Below are 19343 nucleotides of genomic sequence, written 5' to 3'. Positions count from 1 at the left end.
TGGGGGGCTCCGGTGGCGAACTCGACGACCTCCATGCCGCGCTGGATCTCGCCCCTGGCATCGGAGAGGACCTTGCCGTGCTCGGCGGTGATCACCGCGGCGAGGACGTCGATGCGCTCTTCCAGCAGGCGCAGGAACGTGTTGAGGATGCGCGCGCGGCGCAGCGGCGGGGTCGCGGCCCAGGCCGGGAAGGCGCGCCGGGCGGCGGCGACGGCCGCCCCGACCTCGTCGGCGCTCGCCAGCGCGACGGTGCCCGATTGCTCGCCGGTGGCCGGGTTGAAGACCGGCGCGGTGCGGCCCGAGCGGCCCGGAATCTGGCTGCCGCCGACGAAATGTCCGATGGTGATCATGAGGATAGTCGAGTCCGGTGATGAGACGCGAGAGTCCGCGCTCGCGGTCGAGCCGCGCTTCGATCGTAGATCTCAGGGTCATCCCGGGGTTCGGTGCAGCCGAGCCCCGGGATGACAGGGAGGGTGTCGCTTCCTCTAGGGGGATTTTCACGCCGCCCGGCGCAAGGCCTCGCCCAGCATCGAGGCCATCGTGTCGATGTGCCCGGCTTCCGCGATCAGCGGCGGCGACAGGGCGATGATGTCGCCGGTGACGCGGATCAAGAGCCCCTTCTCGAAGCAGTCGGTGAAGACGTCGTAGGCCCGTGCCCCCGGCTTGCCGGCCCGGGGCTCGAGCTCGATGCCGGCGATGAGGCCGATGGTGCGGATGTCGATCACGTGCGGGCAGTCGCGCAGCGCGTGCATCGCCTGGTGCCACTGCGCCTGGACCTGCGTCGTGCGGGTGAGGAGGTCCTCCTCCGCGTAGATCTCCAGGGTGGCGAGGCCGGCCGCGCAGGCGACCGGGTGGCCCGAATAGGTGTAGCCGTGGAACAGCTCGATCGCGCCCTCCGGCCCGTGCATCAGCGCGTCGTGGACGGCGCGGGTGGCGAAGACCGCGCCCATCGGGATCGTGCCGTTGGTGAGGCCCTTCGCGGTGGTGACGAGGTCCGGGGTGACGCCGAAATAGTCGGTGGCGAAGGGCGCGCCGAGGCGGCCGAAGCCGGTGATGACCTCGTCGAAGATCAGCAGGATGCCGTGGCGGGTCGCGACCTCGCGCAGGCGCTCCAGGTAGCCCTTCGGCGGCACCAGCACGCCGGTCGAACCCGCCACCGGCTCGACGATCACCGCGGCGATCGTCTCGGCGCCGTGCAGCGCCACCAGCCGCTCGAGGTCGTCGGCCAGCTCCGCGCCGTGCTCGGGCTGGCCCTGCACGAAGGCGTTGCGGGACAGGTCGTGGGTGTGGCGCAGGTGGTCGACGCCCGGCAGCAGCGGGAACATCCGGCGGTTGTTGACGAGGCCGCCGACCGAGATGCCGCCGAAGCCGACGCCGTGATAGCCGCGCTCGCGCCCGATCACCCGGGTCCGGGTGCCCTGGCCGATGGCGCGCTGGTAGGCGAGCGCGATCTTGAGCGCGGTGTCGACCGATTCCGAGCCCGAGCCGGTGAAGAACACCCGGTCGAGGGCGCCGCCCGGCGCGATGGCCGCCAGGCGCTCGGCGAATTCGAAGGCGATCGGGTGGCCCATCTGGAACGAGGGCGCGTAGTCGAGGGTCGAGAGCTGGCGCTCGACGGCCTCGGCGATGCGGCGGCGGCCGTGGCCGGCATTGACGCACCACAGGCCGGCGGTGCCGTCGAGCACCGTGCGGCCGTCGTCGGTGGTGTAATGCATGCCCTCGGCCGAGACGAGCAGGCGGGGCGCGGCCTTGAACTGGCGGTTGGCCGTGAACGGCATCCAGTAGGCGTCGAGGCTCGGGCGGTTGAGGCGCGGCGGATGGGCGTTCATGGCGGGGATCCTTCTGGGGCGCGGGTGCCGCCAGACAAGACCGTTCCGGAACGGCCAACAAGTCCTTTTCTGCCCCAGCGCAACCCTTTGAGACACCTGGCTCCCACGCTAAGGTGTTGCCCGATCCGCAACAGCCTCAACAGGGGAACCGGCGTGGCCAACGACGAGGTGGGGGCGCGCCTGCGCCACGTCCGCATCCTGCACGGCCTGTCGCAGCGGGCGCTGGCCAAGCGCGCCGGCGTGGTGAACTCCACCATCTCGCTGATCGAATCGGGCCAGACCAACCCGTCGGTCGGCGCCCTCAAGCGCATCCTCGACGCGGTGCCGATCGGGCTCGCCGAGTTCTTCTCGCTGGCGCCGGAGCGGACCGAGAAGGCGTTCTATGCCGGCGAGGAACTGGTCGAGATCGGCAAGGGCCGGATCTCGTATCGCCAGGTCGGCGACACCCTGTTCGGCCGCGCGCTGCAATTGCTCAAGGAGCGCTACGAGCCCGGCGCGGATACCGGCCGCGTGCCCCTGGTCCATGACGGCGAGGAGGGCGGCATCGTGCTCTCCGGCAGGTTGGAGGTGACGGTGGACGACGAGCGCCGCGTGCTCGGCCCCGGCGACGCCTATTACTTCTCCAGCCGCCGGCCGCACCGCTTCCGCTGCGTCGGGCCGCATCCGTGCGAGGTGGTGAGCGCCTGCACGCCGCCGACCTTCTGAGTCGCTCGAACCTGCTTTATCGTATACAATATGCACCAGTTTGGGCGAGAGGGAGCGGGATCATGGCGGTGACGGCACGGGCGAAGGGCGTCCAGGCCCCGCCGGCGGGCGTTCAGACCCCGCCGCAGGGGTTTCGCCATCGCACCGTCTCGGCGGCGGTGGCCGAGGCCCTGCGCCAGCGCATCCTCTCCGGCGCCCTGGCGCCCGGCTTCCAGCTGCGCCAGGACGCGCTGGCGGAGGAATTCGGCATCAGCCGGATCCCGATCCGCGAGGCGCTGCTGCAGCTCGAAGCCGGCGGCCTCGTCAAGATCGTGCCGCATCGCGGCGCCGTGGTCTCGGGGCTTTCGGTCGAGGAGATCGAGGACATCTTCCAGCTCCGCGTTTCGCTCGAGCCGCAATTGCTGATCCTCTCGGCCCGCCACCTGACGCCGGAGGATTTCTCGGAGTTGCGCGCCTTGCGCGACGAGTACGGCGCGGCTCTCGACGCCGGCCGGATCGAGCTCTGGGGCGACTTGAACCGGCGCTTCCATCTCGGCCTCCTGCGCCATGCCGGGCGGCCGCGCTCGCTGTCGATCATCGCCGGCCTGCTCCAGGATTGCGACCGCCCGACCCGGCTGCAACTCTCCGTCACCGGTGACGTCGCCCGCGCCGACATGGAGCACACCACCATCCTCGACCTGTGCGAGGCGGGCGAGATCGTGGCGGCGGCCAATCTCCTGCGGATCCATGTCGAGCATGCCGGGCGCTCGCTCGTCGAGATTTATCGCCGCTCGGCCGCATCTCCCGCTTGATCCGATCGCATATTTTATACAATCTACGAATCGAGAGCCGCGAAGGGGCGAGCGTCCTGGGCGCGGCGGATCCGTGGCCGCGCATTCGCAGTCCCGCGATTCGAAGAAGCCTGGAGAGGAGACTAACCCGATGTGGACAGGCGTCCTTCCTGCCGTCACCACCAAGTTCACCCCGGACGGTGATCTCGACCATGCCGAGATGGAGCGTTGCTTCTCGCTCCAGATGCAGGCCGGCTGCGACGGCCTCATCGTCTGCGGCTCCCTCGGCGAGGGCCCGATGCTGTCGCCCGACGAGCGCCTCGCCGTGTTGAAGACCGCGCAATCGGTCGCCAAGGGCAAGCCCGTGCTGCTCACCGTCTCCGAGGCCGGCACCCGCGAGGCCTGCGCGCTGGCCGCGAAGGCCGCCAAGGCCGGCGCCTCCGGCCTGATGGTGGTGCCGAGCCCGATCTACCACACCGACGAGGACGAGACCGTCGCCACCCTGAGCGCCGTCGCGGCCGCCGGCGACCTGCCGGTGATGATCTACTCCAACCGCGTCGCCTACCGGGTCGACGTGACGCCCCGGATCATGGAGCGGCTGGCCGGCGACGAGCGCTTCGTTGCCATCAAGGAATCGTCCGACGACATCCGCCGCACCACCGAGATCATCAACCATTTCGGCGACCGCTTCGCGGTGCTGACCGGCGTCGACAACCTCGCCTTCGAGGCGCTCAGCGTCGGCGCGGTCGGCTGGGTCGCCGGCCTCGTCGTCGCCTTCCCCGACGAGACGGTGGCGATCTACCGGCTGATGAAGGCCGGACGCACCGCGGAGGCGCTCGAGATCTACCGCTGGTTCCGCCCGCTCCTCGACCTCGACGTCTCGACCTTCCTGGTCCAGAACATCAAGCTCGCCGAGGCGCTGGCCATCGGCTCGACCGAGCACGTCCGCGCGCCGCGCAAGCCCCTCTCGGGCGAGCGCCGGGCCGCCGTCGAGGCGATCGTCCGCACCGCCCTGGAGCGCCGCCCGTCCCTGAAGCTGGCGGCGTAACGGCCTTGGCCCGCGAGGTCGCCATCGTCGGGGCCGGCATCGTCGGCCTCGCCTGCGCCCACCATCTTCTCGCCGAAGGCTGGCGGGTGCGGCTGATCGAGCGCGGCGGCGTCGCCGAGGGGGCGAGCTTCGGCAATGCCGGGGCGCTCGCCTTCACCGACGTGCTGCCGCTCGCCTCGCCGGGCATCCTGAGGCGTGCCCCGCGCTGGATGCTCGATCCCCTCGGGCCGCTGGCGCTGCCGCCGGCCTACCTGCCGCGGATCGCGCCGTGGCTGCTGCGCTTCTGGCGCGCCAGCCTGCCCGACCGGCACCGCCACGCGACGCAGGTCCAATCCGGCCTGATGCGGCTGGCCGCCGAGGCCATGGCGGCGATGGTGGAGACCGCCGGCCTCACGGGCCGGCTGCGCCGCGACGGCAACCTCGAACTCTACGAGAGCGAGGCGGAGCTGGCCGCCGCCGCGCCCGGCTGGGCCGCGCGGGAGCGCGAGGGCATCGCCTTCGAGCACGTTCGCGGCGCGCGCCTCGCGGAGCTGCAGCCCGGCCTGTCGCCCCGATTCGTCGCCGGCACCTTCACGCCCCACTGGATGACGGTGGACGATCCGCACCGTTTCGCCCTGGCGCTCCACGCCGCCGCCATGGCGAAGGGCGCCATGCTCACGACGGGCGAGGTGCGCGGCATCGCGCCCGAGGGCAACGGCGTGCGCCTCACCCTCGCCGACGGCACGTCGCGCGACGTCGAGGCCTGCGTGCTCGCCGCCGGCGCCTGGTCGCGGGAGCTGGCCCGCCGCCTCGGCGATCGGGTGCCCCTCGACACCGAGCGCGGCTACAACACCACGCTGCCGCCCGGCGCCTTCGATCTGCGCCGCCAGCTCACCTTCGGCGGCCACGGCTTCGTGGTGACGCCGCTCGCCACCGGCCTGCGGGTCGGCGGCGCCGTCGAGTTCGGCGGCCTCCACCGCCCGCCGAACTTCGCCCGCGCCGACGCGATGCTGCGCAAGGCCGCCGCTTTCCTGCCGGGCCTGCGCACCGAGGGCGGCCGGCAATGGATGGGGTTCAGGCCGTCGCTTCCCGACAGCCTGCCGGTGATCGGCCCGTCGCGGGCGAGCCCCCGGGTGATCTACGCCTTCGGCCACGGCCATCTCGGGCTGACGCAGAGCGCCGGGACCGGGCGGATCGTGGCGGATCTGCTGGCGGGACGAAAGCCGGAGGTGGCGCAGGCGTTGGGCGCGCGGCGGTTCGGGTGAGACGCGCCCAAACCCGCCCCCGCAGAGGGGGAGGGGGGCCCGCGCGCGTCTCGGCAGCCCCTCACGCCGCCCGCATCGCGTTCATCGTCAGCAGCTCGTAGGTCGCGGCCGTCTCCCCCGTCGCCGTCCGGATCTCCACGTCCCAGCGCACCTCGCCGTACTGCGCGTTGCGCGGCGACTTCTCCTTGGCGGTGAGCCGCACGCGGATCGCCTCGCCGGGCTGGATCGGCTTGAGGAAGCGCAAGCTGTCGAGCCCGTAATTGGCCAGCACCGGGCCCGGATCGGGATCGACGAACAGGCCGGCGGCGAAGGACAGGAGCAGGTAGCCGTGCGCCACCCGGCCGGGGAAGAACGGGTGCCCCTTCGTCGCCTCCTCGCTCATATGGGCATAGAAGGTGTCGCCGGTGAATTCAGCGAAATGCTCGATATCCTCGAGCGTGATCACGCGCTCGGCCGAGTGGAAGCTGCGGCCGACCTCCAGGTCCTCGAAGTGGCAGCGGAACGGGTGCTCGGGGCGAATGTCTTCCGGCGCGCCCTTGATCCAGCTCTGCGTGATCCGGCTCAGCATCGCGGGCGAGCCCTGGAGGGCCGTGCGCTGCATGTAGTGGGACAAAGCCCGCACGCCGCCCAGCTCCTCGCCGCCGCCGGCCCGGCCGGGACCGCCATGCATCATGTGCGGCATCGGCGAGCCGTGACCGGTCTGCTCCCTGGCGCAGTCGCGGTCGATGACGACGAGGCGGCCGTGATAGGGGCCGACACCGAAGACCAGCTCGGCCGCCGTCGCCGGATCGTGGGTGTAGAGCGAGGCGACGAGGCTGCCCTCGCCGCGATTGGCGAGCGTCGCGGCGTCCTCCAGCCCGTCATAGCCCATGACTGTGCAGACCGGGCCGAAGGCCTCCAGGGCGTGCACCTGCCGGGCGCGGAGCGGGTCGGCGCAGTGGAGCAGCAGGGGCGGCAGGAAGGCGCCGGTCTCGGCATCCGCGCCCTCGACCGCGACGCGGGCCGGGTCGCCGAAGACCAGCTCGGCCTCCGATTTCAGCGCCTCGACCCGGGCCAGCACGTCGCGGCGCTGCGCCAGGCCGACCACCGGCCCCATCCGCACGTCCTCGCGGGCCGGATCGCCGATCCGCACCGAAGCCAGGCGCCGGCTCAGGGCCTCGATCACCGCCGGGACATGGGCGCGGGGCGCCAGCGCCCGGCGGATCGCCGTGCATTTCTGCCCGGCCTTGACGGTCATCTCCTTCGCGACCTCCCGGATATAGAGGTCGAATTCCGGCGTTCCCGGCCCCGCATCGGGGGCCAGAATCGCGGCGTTGAGCGAGTCGCGCTCGGCCACGAAATGCACCGCTTCGCGGGCGATGACGGGGTGGCGCTGGAGCATCTGCGCCGTCTCGGCCGAGCCGGTGAACGACACCACGTCCTGACCCGTCAGGTGATCGAACAGGTCGCCGGTCGGGCCGACCACGCATTGCAGCGCGCCCTCGGGCAGGATGCCGGACTCGGCGATCAGCCGCACGAGCGCGTGGGCGACGTAGGCCGTGATCGTGGCGGGCTTCGTCACCACCGGCACGCCGGCGAGGATCGCGGGTGCGAGCTTCTCCAGCAGCCCCCAGCACGGGAAGTTGAAGGCGTTGATGTGGACGGCGCATCCCGTCCGCGAGTTCAGCACGTGGCGCCCGACGAAGCTGCCGCCCCGCGACAGCGGCTCCACCGCCCCGTCGATCAGGAAGGTCGCGTTCGGCAATTCGCGCCGCCCCTTCGAGGCGTAGACGAACAGGGTGCCGATGCCGCCATCGATGTCGATCAGGTTGTCGGTGCGGGTGGCGCCGGTCTGGTGCGACAGGGCGTAGAGCCCGTCCCGGCGCTCGTTGAGAAAGGCCGCCAGCCGCTTCAGCATCTCGGCGCGCTGGTGGAAGGTGAGGCGCCGCAACGCCGGACCGCCGACCCGGCGGGCATGGTCCAGCACGTCCCCCATGGACACACCGCCGCCGCCCACCTCCGCCACCACCGCGCCGGTCACGGCGCTGCGGATGCCGGTCCAGTCTCCCCCCGGCGCGATCCAGCGTCCCTGGACGTAGCTTTCCAGCCGCATGGCGTCCTCCTGTTCTTGTCCGCTCATTATTGACCGACCGGCCGGTTGGTCAAGCGCGGCGCGACAGCGCCGGCCCGACGCCGCTGCCGGAAGCGGACCCGCCTAAGGAGCCTGCCGGAACGGCCTGTGCGGTACTTGCCGGGCCAGGGGGGTGGGCGGCGGCGTGGCGATGGCGGTCGCCTCCTCCCTCGATCCCCGGGAGGCGGAGGCGGGCTTCGTCCTCACCCGCCAGACCCGACCCAATTCCGGGCGGGAGACGGTGGATTTCGATCGGGTGGGAGAGCCCGAAGGACGTGCGCTTCCCGACGTCACACCCTCCCTCGTCCGTCCCGGGCTCCGCAATGAAGAGGGAGGGTGTCAACTCCGTCGCTCAACCCAGGCCAGGGTTTCTCATGCGGCCCGGATCCGGTCGAGGAACCGCGTCACCTCCGTGTTCAGGTGCTCGGCATCCTGCGAGACCGACGAGGCGACGCTCAAGACCCGCCCGGCCGCCTGGCCGGCCTCGCCCGCCGCATCGGCCACGCCGGTGATCGTCGCCGTCACCGCGCCGGTGCCGGTGGCGGCCTGGCTGATGGTGCGGACGATCTCGCGGGTCGCGGTGCCCTGCTCCTCGATCGCGGCGGCGATCGCCGTCGAGATGCCGCTCAGGTCCTCGATCCGCGTCGCGATCCCGCCGATCGCGTCGACGGCCTGGCGGGTCGCGCCCTGGATGCCGCCGATCTGGCTGGCGATCTCCTCGGTGGCTTTGGCGGTCTGGTTGGCGAGTTCCTTGACCTCGGCGGCGACGACCGCGAAGCCGCGGCCGGCCTCGCCCGCCCGCGCCGCCTCGATCGTCGCGTTCAGCGCCAGCAGGTTGGTCTGGCCGGCAATGCCGTTGATCATCGCCACCACGTCGCCGACCCGGGTCGCCGCCTGGCTCAAGGTGCGCACCAGCTCGGCGGTCTGCGCGGCTTCCGTCACGCTGGTCCTGGCGAGGGCCGCCGAATCCGAGACCTGACGGGCGATCTCGCCGACCGACGCGCTCAGCTCCTCGGCCGCCGCCGCCACGGTGGCGACGTTGGCCGAGGCCTCGTGCGCCGCACGGGTCACGGTGGCGGAGCGCTCGGCCGTGCCGCCGGCGAGCTGCGACATGCCCTCCGCGGTCGTCCGCAGCTCGGTCGCCGAGGCGGCCACGGTCCGGACGATGCCGCCCACCGCTTCCTCGAAGTCGTGGGCGAGCGCCGCCGTCTGCGCCCGGCGGGCCGCCCGACGCTCATCGCTCTCGCGGGCGTGGCGGGCCTCCAGGTCGGCGGCGAGGTTGGTCTTGAACGCCTCCAGGCTGCGGGCCATGTCGCCGACCTCGTCGCGCCGCCCGGTCCCCGGAACCTCGGCGGCGTAGTCGCCGGCGGCGATCCGGCCCATCGCGGCGCCGACCGAGGCGTAGCCGCGCACGAGCGCGCGGGAGGCGAACCAGGCCATGGCGACGACCGAGGCGATCGTGACCGCGAGCAGGCCGAGGACCAGTGCGAAGGCGAGCGCCGCCCGCGACTCGCCGTCGTCGACCGCCTGCTTGGTGCGTGCATCCAGCATGACGTAGAAGTCGTCGATCGGCTTCATGATCTTGGCTTTGGCGACGTGGTACTCGTCGGTGTGGACGAGCCGGATCGCTTCGTCCCGGGTCCCCGGCTCGCCGCTCTCGGCGAGCTTCATCGCCGCGTTCGCCACCTTGACGAGGTCGTTGGAGTTGCGGACCGACTCGGCCAGCTTCTCCTTCTCCGCCGCCGTGACGCCGAGGCGGTCCATCATCGCGTCCGCCGAGACGGTCTCGCCGTCGGGGCGCGGCTTGGCCTCACCGGCGGCGACGTAATCCCAGTAGATCCGATGGTAATCGACCGGGCGGGCCTTGCGGCCGGCGCGGATGTCGATGATGTCCTTGTATTGCTGCTTGTAGGCGGCCTTGCCGGTGGCGATATAGGTCCGCCCGAGCCGTGTCAGGTCGTCGGAGGCTTGCCGCAGCTCGTCGGCCATCAGCATCGAGGCGAGGCGGTTCTCGTTGGCGGTTTTGATCTGCCCGTCCGCTTGCCGGTAGAGCACGACCGCGCCTGCCAGTGCTGCGCTCGATACCAGGCTGACGGCACACAGGCCGACGAATTTGCGGGCAAGGCTCATGATGCTCCCCTAGAGACGGAGCCTCATGTTTCCCCTGCCTGCGTTAAGATTTCTTGTGCGACGACCCGATCGTCGATCGAGCGACGGTCTGAATACTGCGTCACGTCAGGGTCGAAAAAACCGGAAAAGACGATTTTTCCAGGAACCCTGGGTCGCTCAGCGCGTTAGGGGCCCTTGCCCGCGTGCCTGTAGACCGGCCGCCGGATAACCCGGCGGCCGGTCGCACGCTCAGCCCGCCCGCGCGGTCGCCGCCACGGCGGTTACCGCCGTCATGTTGACGATGCCGCGCACGGTGGTGGTGTGGGTGAGGATATGGACCGGGGCGGCCGCGCCGAGCAGGATCGGCCCGACGCTGATGCCCTGGCCGGCCACCACCTTGAGCGCATTGAGGGTGATGTTGGCGGCGTCCAGGTTCGGCATCACCAGGAGGTTGGCTTCCCCGGTGAGGCGCGACTCCGGAAACACCCGCTCCATCAGCGGCCGGCTCAGCGCCGCGTCGGCCTGCATCTCGCCCTCGACCTCGAGGTCCGGCGCCCGCTCGGTGATGAGGCAGAGCGCGTGGCGCATCTTCTCGGCCGACGGGTTGCGGGCGGTGCCGAAGCTCGAATGCGAGACGAGCGCCACCCGCGGGGTCTGGCCGAAGCGGCGCATCTCGGCCGCGGCGAGCAGCGTCATGTCGGCCAGCTCCTCCGCGCCCGGATCGAGGTGGATGTAGGGGTCGCAGATGAACAGCGTGTGCCGCGGCAGCTGCAGCAGGCTCATGGCGGTGAGCGCCTTCACTCCGGCTGCCATCCCGATCACCTCGCGCACGTGGCGCAGGTGGCTGTGATAGGAGCCGGTGCCGCCGCAGAGGAGCCCGTCGACCTTGCCGAGGGCGAGCAGCATCGCGCCGACGAGGGTCGGGTTGCGGCGCGCCTCAGCCAGGGCGACCTCGCGCGACAGGCCGTTGCGCTTGCGCCTGGCGTAGTAACCCTGCGCGGCTTCGGCCTGGAAGACCTCGTCGTCGAGATCCTGCACGTCGACGTCGCGGCCGACCTCGATGCGAAGCCCGAGCGCCTTCATCTTGTCGGCGATGACCTCGCGGCGGCCCACCAGCACCGGCCGGGCCAGCCCCTCGTCGACCACCACTTGAGCCGCACGGAGCACCCGGTCGTCCTCGCCCTCGGCATAGGCCACGCGGGCGCGGGCGGCCTCGGTCGCCGCGGCGAAGACCGGCTGCATCACCGTGCCGGAGGTGTAGACGAGGCGTTCCAGCGAGCGCCGATAGGCCTCGACGTCGAGCATCGGCTTCGTCGCGACGCCGCTCTCGGTGGCGGCGAGCGCCACGGCAGGGGCAACCTTGGTGATCAGCCGCGGGTCGAACGGGCGCGGGATCAGGTAATCGGGCCCGAAGGCGATGTCCTGCGTGCCGTAGGCCGCCGTCACCACGTCCGACTGCTCGGCGCGGGCGAGTTCCGCGATGGCCCGCACGACGGCGAGCTTCATCTCCTCGTTGATCGTCGTGGCGCCGACATCGAGCGCGCCGCGGAAGATGAACGGGAAGCACAGGACGTTGTTGACCTGGTTCGGATAATCTGAGCGGCCGGTGGCGATGATCGCGTCGGGGCGCACCGCCTTGGCGGCTTCCGGCCGGATCTCCGGCTCGGGGTTGGCCAGCGCCAGGATCAGCGGCTTGTCGGCCATGCCCTCGACCATCGCGGGCGTCAGAGCGCCGGCCGCCGAGAGGCCGAGGAAGATGTCGGCGCCCGGCACCGCGTCGGCGAGGGTGCGGGCCTCGGTGACTTGTGCGTATTGCGCCTTCTGGGCGTCGAGGTTGTTGCGGCCCTGGTAGATCACGCCGCGGCTGTCGGTCACCAGCACCTTCGTCTTGTCGAGACCGAGGCTGACCAGCAGGTTCAGGCAGGCGATGGCGGCGGCCCCGGCGCCCGAGCAGACGACGCGCACCTCGCCGATCGTCTTGCCGACCACTTCGAGGCCGTTGAGGATCGCCGCGGCGGCGATGATCGCGGTGCCGTGCTGGTCGTCGTGGAAGACCGGGATCTTCATCCGCTCACGCAGGCGGGTCTCGATCTCGAAGCATTCCGGCGCCTTGATGTCCTCGAGGTTGATGCCCCCGAAGGTCGGCTCCAGGCTCGCGATGATGTCGACGAGCTTGTCCGGATCGGTCTCGTCGATCTCGATGTCGAACACGTCGATGCCGGCGAACTTCCGGAACAGGCAGCCCTTGCCCTCCATCACCGGCTTGCCGGCGAGCGCCCCGATATTGCCGAGACCCAGCACCGCGGTGCCGTTCGAGATTACCGCCACGAGGTTGCCGCGGGAGGTCAGTTCCGCCGCCTGGGCCGGGTCCTTCTCGATCGCGAGGCAGGCGGCGGCGACGCCCGGCGAATAGGCGAGCGCGAGGTCGCGCTGCGTGCTCATGTCCTTGGTCGGCAGCACCGCGATCTTCCCGGGGGTCGGGAAGCGGTGGTAGTCGAGGGCGGCCTGCTCGAGTTGCTCGTCCATGGGGTTCCTCCTGTCCGTCTGGGATGGCGGCGTGCGGAGCCGTCTCCCGGCCGGCGCCATTCGTGGGCGCCGATCGGGATGGCAACGCTCAAGGTTTCGGTCGTGATCCCGCTGAGGGTGGCGGTGAAATCGAAACTACAGACCTGTCAAACAGGCCAGCGTGACGCAGACAAAATTGAATTGAAGCGCGGGCTCCCCCTCCCCCCTCTGCGGGGGAGGGGGCCCGGCGGAGACGGGCGGGAGAGGGGCAGCGCGACGCTGATCCAGGAAGCGCACTTCATGGAGGTCACGACCTTTCCGGAAGCGGCGTCCCCTCTCCCGGCTCGCTCCGCTCGCCACCCTCCCCCGCAGAGGGGGAAGGGGAATGCTCACTCTCCTTGAGGATGTCGGAAGCGGAGCGGCGCGAACGCCGCCCCACCAAGACCTGCCTCAATGCGCCTTCTTCTTCGGCATGTAGAGGTCGGTGATGGTGCCCTCGAAGGCCTCGGCCGCCATGCCGACCGTCTCCGACAGGGTCGGGTGCGGGTGGATGGTGAGCCCGATATCCTCGGCATCCGCCCCCATCTCGATGGCGAGCGCGGCTTCCGCGATCAGGTCGCCGGCAGACGGACCGACGATGCCGCAGCCGACGATGCGGTTCGACTCCTCGTCGAACAGCACCTTGGTCAGGCCCTCGTCGCGCCCGAGCGACAGCGAGCGGCCGCTCGCCGCCCACGGGAAGACACCCTTGCCGACCTTGATGCCCTTGGCCTTGGCCTCGGTCTCGGAGAGGCCGACCCAGGCCACCTCCGGATCGGTATAGGCCACCGACGGGATCACCTTGGCGTCGAAGAACGAGTTCTTGCCGGCAGCCGCTTCCGCCGCGACCTTGCCCTCGTGCACCGCCTTGTGAGCGAGCATCGGCTGGCCGACCACGTCGCCGATGGCGAAGATGTGGGAGGCGGTGGTCCGCATCTGCTTGTCGACCGGGATGAAGCCCCGCTCGTCCACCGCGACGCCGGCCGCCTCGGCGCCGATCCGCTTGCCGTTGGGACGGCGGCCGACCGAGACCAGGATCTTGTCGAAGGTGTCGGTCGAAGGCGCCGAGCCGCCCTCGAACGTCACCTTGAGGCCTTCCGGCAGCGCCTCGACGGCCGTGACCTTGGCCTTGAGGTGGATCGCCTCGTACTGTTTCGCGATCCGCTTGAAGAGCGGGGTGACGATGTCCTTGTCGGCGCCAGGGATGATCTGGTCCATCAGCTCGACGATGGTCACCTTCGACCCGAGCGCGTGGTAGACCGTCGCCATCTCGAGGCCGATGATGCCGCCGCCGATGACGAGGAGGCGCTTCGGCACCCCGTCGAGTTCGAGCGCGCCGGTCGAGTCGATCACCCGCGGGTCGTCGTGCGGGATGAACGGCATCGTGATCGGCTCGGACCCGGCCGCGATGATCGCGTTGTCGAAGCCGATGACCGTCGTCTTACCTTCGTGCTCGACCTCGATCTGGTGCGGGCTGACGAAGCGGGCGGTGCCGGTCACCACCGTCACCTTGCGCTGCTTGGCCAGACCCCCGAGGCCGCCGGTCAGGCGCTTGACCACGCCCTCCTTCCAGCTCCGCAGCTGGTCGATGTCGATCTGGGGTGCGGCGAAGCTGATGCCGTGCGAGGCCATCGCCTGGCTCTCGTCGATCACCTTGGCGGCGTGGAGCAGGGCCTTCGAGGGAATGCAGCCGACATTGAGGCACACCCCGCCGAGGCTGGCCCAGCGCTCGACGAGCACGACCTTCTTGCCGAGATCGGCGGCGCGGAACGCCGCCGTGTAGCCGCCGGGGCCGGCACCGAGCACCAGCACCTCGGCCCGCATCGCCTCGCCGGAGACCGGGGCCGCGCCCTTCGGGGCGGGAGCCGCGGAGGCCCCCGTCCCGCCGGCGGTGGCGGGCGAGCCGTAGCCTGCCTGGCCCGCACCCGCCGCCAGCGGCGAGCCGCCGGCTGCCGGAGCGGAGGCCGGGGCCGCCTTCTCGGCGACCTCGGGCTTGGCCTGACCGGCGGCGGCGACGCCCTCCAGCACCAGGAGCAGATCGCCCTGCGTGACCGTGTCGCCGGGCTTGATCTTCACCTCCGCGACCGTGCCGGCCACGGAGGAGGGGACGTCCATGGTCGCCTTGTCGGATTCCAGGACGACGATGGTGTCGTCGACCGCGATCGTATCGCCGGCCTTGACCAGCACCTCGATCACCGGGACGTTCTTGAAGTCGCCGATGTCCGGCAGACGGACTTCGTTGCTCATCGGATCGCCTCGCTGTTGCTCTTAGCCTTCGTCAGACGACGAGGCGCCGGACGTCCTCGAGGACGTGGGCGAGGTGGCGGGTGAAGCGCGCAGCCAGCGCCCCGTCGATCACGCGGTGGTCGTAGGAGACCGAGAGCGGCAGCATCAGCCGCGGCTTGAACTCGGAGCCGTTCCAGACCGGGGCCATCTTGGAGCGCACCACGCCCAGGATCGCGACCTCGGGGGCGTTGACGAGGGGCGTGAAGCCGGTGCCGCCGATGCCGCCCAGCGACGAGATCGTGAAGGTGGCGCCCTGCATGTCGCCGCTGCCGAGCTTGCCGTCGCGGGCCTTCTTCGACAGCGCGCCGAGTTCCTGGCTGATCTCGACGATGCCCTTGCGGTCGGCATCCTTGACCACCGGGACGACGAGGCCGTCCGGCGTGTCGACGGCGACGCCGATGTTGTAGTATTTCTTGAGGATCAGCGCGTCCTTCTCGGGGTTCAGCGACGAGTTGAACTCCGGGTGCTGGCGAAGCGCCGAGACCGCGGCCTTGATGAGGAACGACAGCAGGGTGACGCGGTAGCCCTTGTCCTTGCCGGCGGTGTCGAGTTCCTTGCGGTAGGCGTCGGTCTCGGTGATGTCCGACTCGTCCGAATGGGTGACGAGGGGCACGTTGAGCCAGGCGCGGTGCAGGTGCGGGCCGGAGATCTTCTTGATCCGCGGCAGCGGCTTGACCTCGGTCGGGCCGAACTTCGAGAAGTCGACCGCCGGGATCTCCGGGATGCCCATGCTGCCGGTGGCGACCGCATTGCCGGCGGCCGGCGCGGGGGCGGCCGAGCGCACCAGCGAGCCCTTCACGTCCTCCTTGGTGATCCGGCCCTTCTCGCCCGTGCCCTTGATGCCGTTGAGGTCGACGCCGAGCTCGCGGGCGAGCCGCCGCACGGCGGGGCTGGCATGGACGTTCGAGAAGTCCGGCGCGGACGAGGACGGCGCCGCCGGCATCGGCGGGGCGGCGGGCTTGGCCGGGTCCGGCTCCTGCTTCGGCATCAGGGCGGCGGTGTCGGCGGCGGGCGCCGCACCGGCGGACGGGGTCGCGGCGGCCGCGGCAGCCGGCGCCTTCTCCTCGCTCTCGCCCTTCAGCAGCAGGACCGGGCTGCCCTCGCTCACCGTATCGCCGACCTTGACCAGGATCTTCTCGATCACGCCGGCCGACGGCGAGGGGACCTCCATCGTCGCCTTGTCGGATTCGAGCGACACGATCGGGTCCTCGGCCCCGATCGTGTCGCCTTCCTTCACCAGGATCTCGATGATCGGGATGTCCTTGAAATCACCGATATCCGGGATCTTGACCTCGATCGACACTGCGCACTCTCCCAAATTCTTCGCTTCAAACGTCTTACGCAGATGGAATTCTCGGCGCGCGCGAGGCCGTCCCCTCCCGGATCTCCGGGAGAGGGGCCTCGCGCCGCGTCAGGGGCTCAGACCGTCCAGGGGGCCGGCTTCTCCGGGTTCAGCCCGTACTTGGCGATCGCCTCGGCGACCTTGGCGGCCGGCACGGCGCCCTCCTCGGCCAGGCTCTTGAGCGCCGCGACGACGACCCAGTAGCGGTTGACCTCGAAGAACTCGCGCAGGCGCACCCGGTAATCCGAGCGGCCGAAGCCGTCGGTGCCGAGCACCTTGTAGCGGCCCGGCACGTAGGGGCGGATCTGGTCGGCGAAGAGCCGCATGTAGTCGGTCGCCGCGATCACCGGGCCCTGACGGCCCGACAGGCAGGTCTCGACGTAGGACGTCTTCTGCGGCTCGGTCGGGTGGAGCATGTTCCAGCGCTCCACCGCCATCGCCTCGCGGCGCAGCTCCGTGAAGCTCGGGCAGGACCAGATGTCGGCGGCGATGCCGAAATCCTGCTCCAGCAGCTCGGCCCCGGCGATGACCTCGCGCAGGATCGTGCCCGAGCCCATCAGCTGGACCCTTTTCGTCGACCCGGCCCGGCCCTCGCGGAACAGGTACATCCCCTTGAGGATCCCGGCCTCGGTTCCTTCGGGCATGCCGGGATGCTCGTAGTTCTCGTTCATCACCGTGAGGTAGTAGAACACGTCCTCCTGCTCGGCATACATCCGGCGCAGGCCGTCCTGCACGATCACCGCCACCTCGTAGGAGAAGGTCGGATCGTAGGAGACGCAGTTCGGGATGGTGGCCGAGATCAGGTGGCTGTGCCCGTCCTCGTGCTGCAGGCCTTCGCCGTTCAACGTCGTGCGGCCGGCGGTGCCGCCGATCATGAAGCCGCGGGCGCGCATGTCGCCGGCGGCCCAGGCGAGGTCGCCGATGCGCTGGAACCCGAACATCGAGTAGTAGATGTAGAACGGGATCGTCGGCGCGTCGGAATGCGAGTACGAGGTCGCGGCCGCGATCCAGGACGACATCGCGCCGGCCTCGTTGATGCCCTCCTGGAGCATCTGGCCCTTCTCGTCCTCGCGGTAATACATCAGCTGGTTGGCGTCTTCCGGCCGGTAGAGCTGGCCGACCTGGCTGAAGATGCCGAATTGCCGGAACATGCCCTCCATGCCGAAGGTCCGGCTCTCGTCGGGCACGATCGGCACGATGCGGTTGCCGATGTTCTTGTCGCGCAGGAGCGTGTTGAGCACCCGCACGAAGGCCATGGTGGTGGAGATCTCGCGGCCCGCGGTCTCCTTCAGCTGGGCCGAAAAAGCCTCCAGCGGCGGGATCTGCAGCGCCTGCGACGTCTGCCGGCGCGCCGGCAGCGGGCCGCCCAGCGCCTTGCGGCGCTCCATCAGGTACGTGTGCTCCGGCGACCCCTCGGGGAAGCGGATGAACGGGATCTCGGCGATCTGGTCGTCGTTGAGGTCGATCTGGAAGCGGTCGCGGAACTGCTTGAGCACCGCCTCGCCCATCTTCTTCTGCTGATGGGTGATGTTCTGCGCTTCACCGGCCTCGCCCATGCCGTAGCCCTTGACGGTCTTGGCGAGGATCAGGGTCGGCTGACCCTTGTGCTTCACGGCCGCGGAATAGGCCGCGAAAACCTTGCTCGGGTCATGGCCGCCGCGGGTCAGGCGCCAGATGTCCTCGTCGCTCCAGTCCTTCACGAGCGCCGCGGTCTCCGGGTACTTGCCGAAGAAGTGCTCGCGGATATAGGCGCCGTTCTTCGACTTGAAATCCTGGTACTCGCCGTCGACGCATTCCTCCATCAGGCGCGCCAGCATGCCGGTGGTGTCGCGGGCGAGAAGCTGGTCCCAGCCCGAACCCCACAGCACCTTGATGACGTTCCAGCCGGCGCCGCGGAAATTGGCTTCCAGCTCCTGGACGATCTTGCCGTTGCCGCGCACCGGGCCGTCGAGGCGCTGAAGGTTGCAGTTGATCACGAAGACGAGGTTGTCGAGCTTCTCGCGCGCCGCGAGCGAGATCGCGCCGAGGGATTCCGGCTCGTCCATCTCGCCGTCGCCCATGAAGGCCCAGACCTTGCGGCCGTCGGTGTTGGCGAGCCCGCGATGGTGCAGGTAGCGCAGGTAGCGCGCCTGATAGATCGCCATCAGGGGCCCGAGGCCCATCGAGACGGTCGGGAATTGCCAGAAATCCGGCATCAGCCAGGGATGCGGATAGGACGAGAGGCCCTTGCCGCCGACTTCCTGGCGGAAGCTCAGCAGCTGCTCCTCGGTCAGGCGGCCTTCCAGGTAGGCGCGGGCGTAGATGCCCGGCGAGGAATGGCCCTGGACGTAGATCAGGTCGCCGCCACGGTCGCCCTCGGCACCGTGCCAGAAATGCATGAAGCCGGTGTCGTACAGGGTCGCCGCCGACTGGAAGCTGGCGATGTGGCCGCCCAGCTCCGACGAGTCCTTGTTGTTGCGCAGGATGATCGCGATCGCGTTCCAGCGGATCGCCGAGCGGATGCGGTGCTCGATCACCCGATCCCCCGGATGGGGGGGCTGCTTGTCGACCGGAATCGTGTTCAAGTACGCCGTGTTGGCCGAATACGGCACCGGCGCGCCCTTCTTGCGGGCGCCCTCGATGACCTGCTCGATGAGGAAGTGTGCCCGGTCCGGGCCCTCGACCTCCAGCACGCCGTCGAGCGAGTCGAGCCACTCCTGGGTCTCGACCGGGTCGAGATCGCGACTGCGTTCCACGTTGTCCTCCCTGGGATCATACTCGATTGGTGGGCCGAGCTGCCGCAGGCGTCAGCATTGTCCGTGCCATCGCTATGCTTTCGCAGCTCATGAAGGATTGCAAGGGTTTAGCGGAAACGACGGGGGCAGGCGTTCCGGTCGTCCGCATCGCGCGCGATGATGCAGTGCGAAAACCCGGAACCATTGCCGGCCGGCGCCGGACGCGCGCGCCGGACTCGCCTCACATGCAGGACTTGCCTCACGTGTCGGACTTGGTCGACGGTGGGGTGGGTGAGCCGCCGAAGCCCTGCTGGAACATCTTGAGGAACAGGTTCTGCATCTGGTCCGCCCCTTGGGGAAACGCCGTGAACCAGCTGCGCATGATCGCGTCGGGCGAGAACCGATCCATCTCGGCCAGCATGCGCCGCTCGACCTCGGCCATCACCGCCGCCTGCATCGGCTCGACGTTGGGCAGCCCAACGAACTGGCGGGCCTCGACCGGGGTGCAATCGACCTCGACGCGGAACTTCATCGTACGCTTCCTCCCGGGTCCCCCTCCGAGCTTAGAGCACCTTTCAGCCGCCGTGGGAACCGGCCCGGATGCAAAAAACAGCGGTAGAATCAACGACCTAGTCTAACACG

13 protein-coding genes are annotated in these 19343 nt (G+C 70.1%); 4 read left to right on the top strand and 9 right to left on the bottom strand.

The genetic code is table 11. The features are described from left to right. Both G4G93_RS25600 and G4G93_RS25595 read right to left on the bottom strand, forming a co-directional pair. Positions 1–350, bottom strand: a 350-nt coding sequence (locus G4G93_RS25600; protein WP_165088662.1) for an aldehyde dehydrogenase family protein, incomplete at its 3' end; no start/stop codon positions are given. Between the two features lie 147 nt (positions 351–497). After that, a complete protein-coding gene (locus G4G93_RS25595) occupies positions 498–1829 on the bottom strand; it encodes an aspartate aminotransferase family protein (protein WP_165088659.1) in 1332 nt (443 codons plus the stop codon). A 153-nt stretch (positions 1830–1982) separates the two neighbouring features. Here G4G93_RS25595 and G4G93_RS25590 point away from each other — a divergent pair, with 153 nt between their 5' ends. From G4G93_RS25590 to G4G93_RS25575, 4 genes are all read left to right on the top strand, one after another. Beyond that, positions 1983–2534: a cupin domain-containing protein gene (locus G4G93_RS25590; protein WP_165088657.1), complete on the top strand. Its 552-nt coding sequence runs from the start codon at positions 1983–1985 to the stop codon at positions 2532–2534. Positions 2535–2596: 62 nt separating this feature from the next. Continuing rightward, complete coding sequence (locus G4G93_RS25585) at positions 2597–3325, top strand: GntR family transcriptional regulator (protein ID WP_165088654.1); 729 nt, start codon at positions 2597–2599, stop codon at positions 3323–3325. A 130-nt stretch (positions 3326–3455) separates the two neighbouring features. Then, positions 3456–4352, top strand: coding sequence for a dihydrodipicolinate synthase family protein (locus G4G93_RS25580; RefSeq protein ID WP_165088651.1), 897 nt, complete (start codon positions 3456–3458; stop codon positions 4350–4352). 5 nt (positions 4353–4357) lie between these two features. Further along, positions 4358–5596, top strand: coding sequence for an FAD-binding oxidoreductase (locus tag G4G93_RS25575; protein WP_165088649.1), 1239 nt, complete (start codon positions 4358–4360; stop codon positions 5594–5596). Positions 5597–5657: 61 nt separating this feature from the next. Here the strand turns inward: G4G93_RS25575 and paaZ are convergent, their stop codons facing one another. From paaZ to G4G93_RS25540, 7 genes are all read right to left on the bottom strand, one after another. Then, positions 5658–7688 carry a phenylacetic acid degradation bifunctional protein PaaZ gene (gene paaZ / locus G4G93_RS25570; RefSeq protein WP_165088646.1) on the bottom strand — a complete coding sequence of 677 codons (2031 nt, stop codon included), beginning with the start codon at positions 7686–7688 and terminating at the stop codon, positions 5658–5660. A gap of 390 nt (positions 7689–8078) precedes the next feature. Next, positions 8079–9836, bottom strand: a complete 1758-nt coding sequence (locus G4G93_RS25565; protein WP_165088644.1) for a methyl-accepting chemotaxis protein — start codon at positions 9834–9836, stop codon at positions 8079–8081. A 228-nt stretch (positions 9837–10064) separates the two neighbouring features. Then, positions 10065–12341 carry an NADP-dependent malic enzyme gene (locus G4G93_RS25560; protein WP_165088642.1) on the bottom strand — a complete coding sequence of 759 codons (2277 nt, stop codon included), beginning with the start codon at positions 12339–12341 and terminating at the stop codon, positions 10065–10067. A gap of 429 nt (positions 12342–12770) precedes the next feature. Continuing rightward, a complete protein-coding gene (lpdA, locus tag G4G93_RS25555; protein ID WP_165088639.1) occupies positions 12771–14606 on the bottom strand; it encodes a dihydrolipoyl dehydrogenase in 1836 nt (611 codons plus the stop codon). A 31-nt stretch (positions 14607–14637) separates the two neighbouring features. Continuing rightward, positions 14638–15948, bottom strand: a complete 1311-nt coding sequence (gene aceF, locus G4G93_RS25550; protein WP_165088636.1) for a dihydrolipoyllysine-residue acetyltransferase — start codon at positions 15946–15948, stop codon at positions 14638–14640. 116 nt (positions 15949–16064) lie between these two features. After that, on the bottom strand, positions 16065–18722 hold the full coding sequence (aceE, locus tag G4G93_RS25545; RefSeq protein ID WP_165088633.1) for a pyruvate dehydrogenase (acetyl-transferring), homodimeric type: 2658 nt from the start codon (positions 18720–18722) through the stop codon (positions 16065–16067). Between the two features lie 238 nt (positions 18723–18960). After that, positions 18961–19233, bottom strand: coding sequence for a DUF6489 family protein (locus G4G93_RS25540; RefSeq protein WP_165088630.1), 273 nt, complete (start codon positions 19231–19233; stop codon positions 18961–18963). Positions 19234–19343 lie beyond the last annotated feature (110 nt).

The sequence above is a fragment of the Methylobacterium sp. DB0501 genome, from assembly GCF_011043735.1.
Classification (GTDB): Bacteria; Pseudomonadota; Alphaproteobacteria; order Rhizobiales; family Beijerinckiaceae; genus Methylobacterium; species Methylobacterium alsaeris.
Note: the sequence above shows the minus strand (reverse complement) of the source record. Positions and strands in the feature narration are given on the sequence as shown.

What these genes read in the sequence shown, in the direction of transcription:
- G4G93_RS25595 (WP_165088659.1), bottom strand. Translation starts at nt 1,829, where the DNA reads ATGAACGCCCATCCGCCGCGCCTCAACCGCCCGAGCCTCGACGCCTAC.
- G4G93_RS25585 (WP_165088654.1), top strand. Translation starts at nt 2,597, where the DNA reads ATGGCGGTGACGGCACGGGCGAAGGGCGTCCAGGCCCCGCCGGCGGGC.
- G4G93_RS25580 (WP_165088651.1), top strand. Translation starts at nt 3,456, where the DNA reads ATGTGGACAGGCGTCCTTCCTGCCGTCACCACCAAGTTCACCCCGGAC.
- paaZ (WP_165088646.1), bottom strand. Translation starts at nt 7,688, where the DNA reads ATGCGGCTGGAAAGCTACGTCCAGGGACGCTGGATCGCGCCGGGGGGA.
- G4G93_RS25565 (WP_165088644.1), bottom strand. Translation starts at nt 9,836, where the DNA reads ATGAGCCTTGCCCGCAAATTCGTCGGCCTGTGTGCCGTCAGCCTGGTA.
- G4G93_RS25560 (WP_165088642.1), bottom strand. Translation starts at nt 12,341, where the DNA reads ATGGACGAGCAACTCGAGCAGGCCGCCCTCGACTACCACCGCTTCCCG.
- lpdA (WP_165088639.1), bottom strand. Translation starts at nt 14,606, where the DNA reads ATGAGCAACGAAGTCCGTCTGCCGGACATCGGCGACTTCAAGAACGTC.
- G4G93_RS25540 (WP_165088630.1), bottom strand. Translation starts at nt 19,233, where the DNA reads ATGAAGTTCCGCGTCGAGGTCGATTGCACCCCGGTCGAGGCCCGCCAG.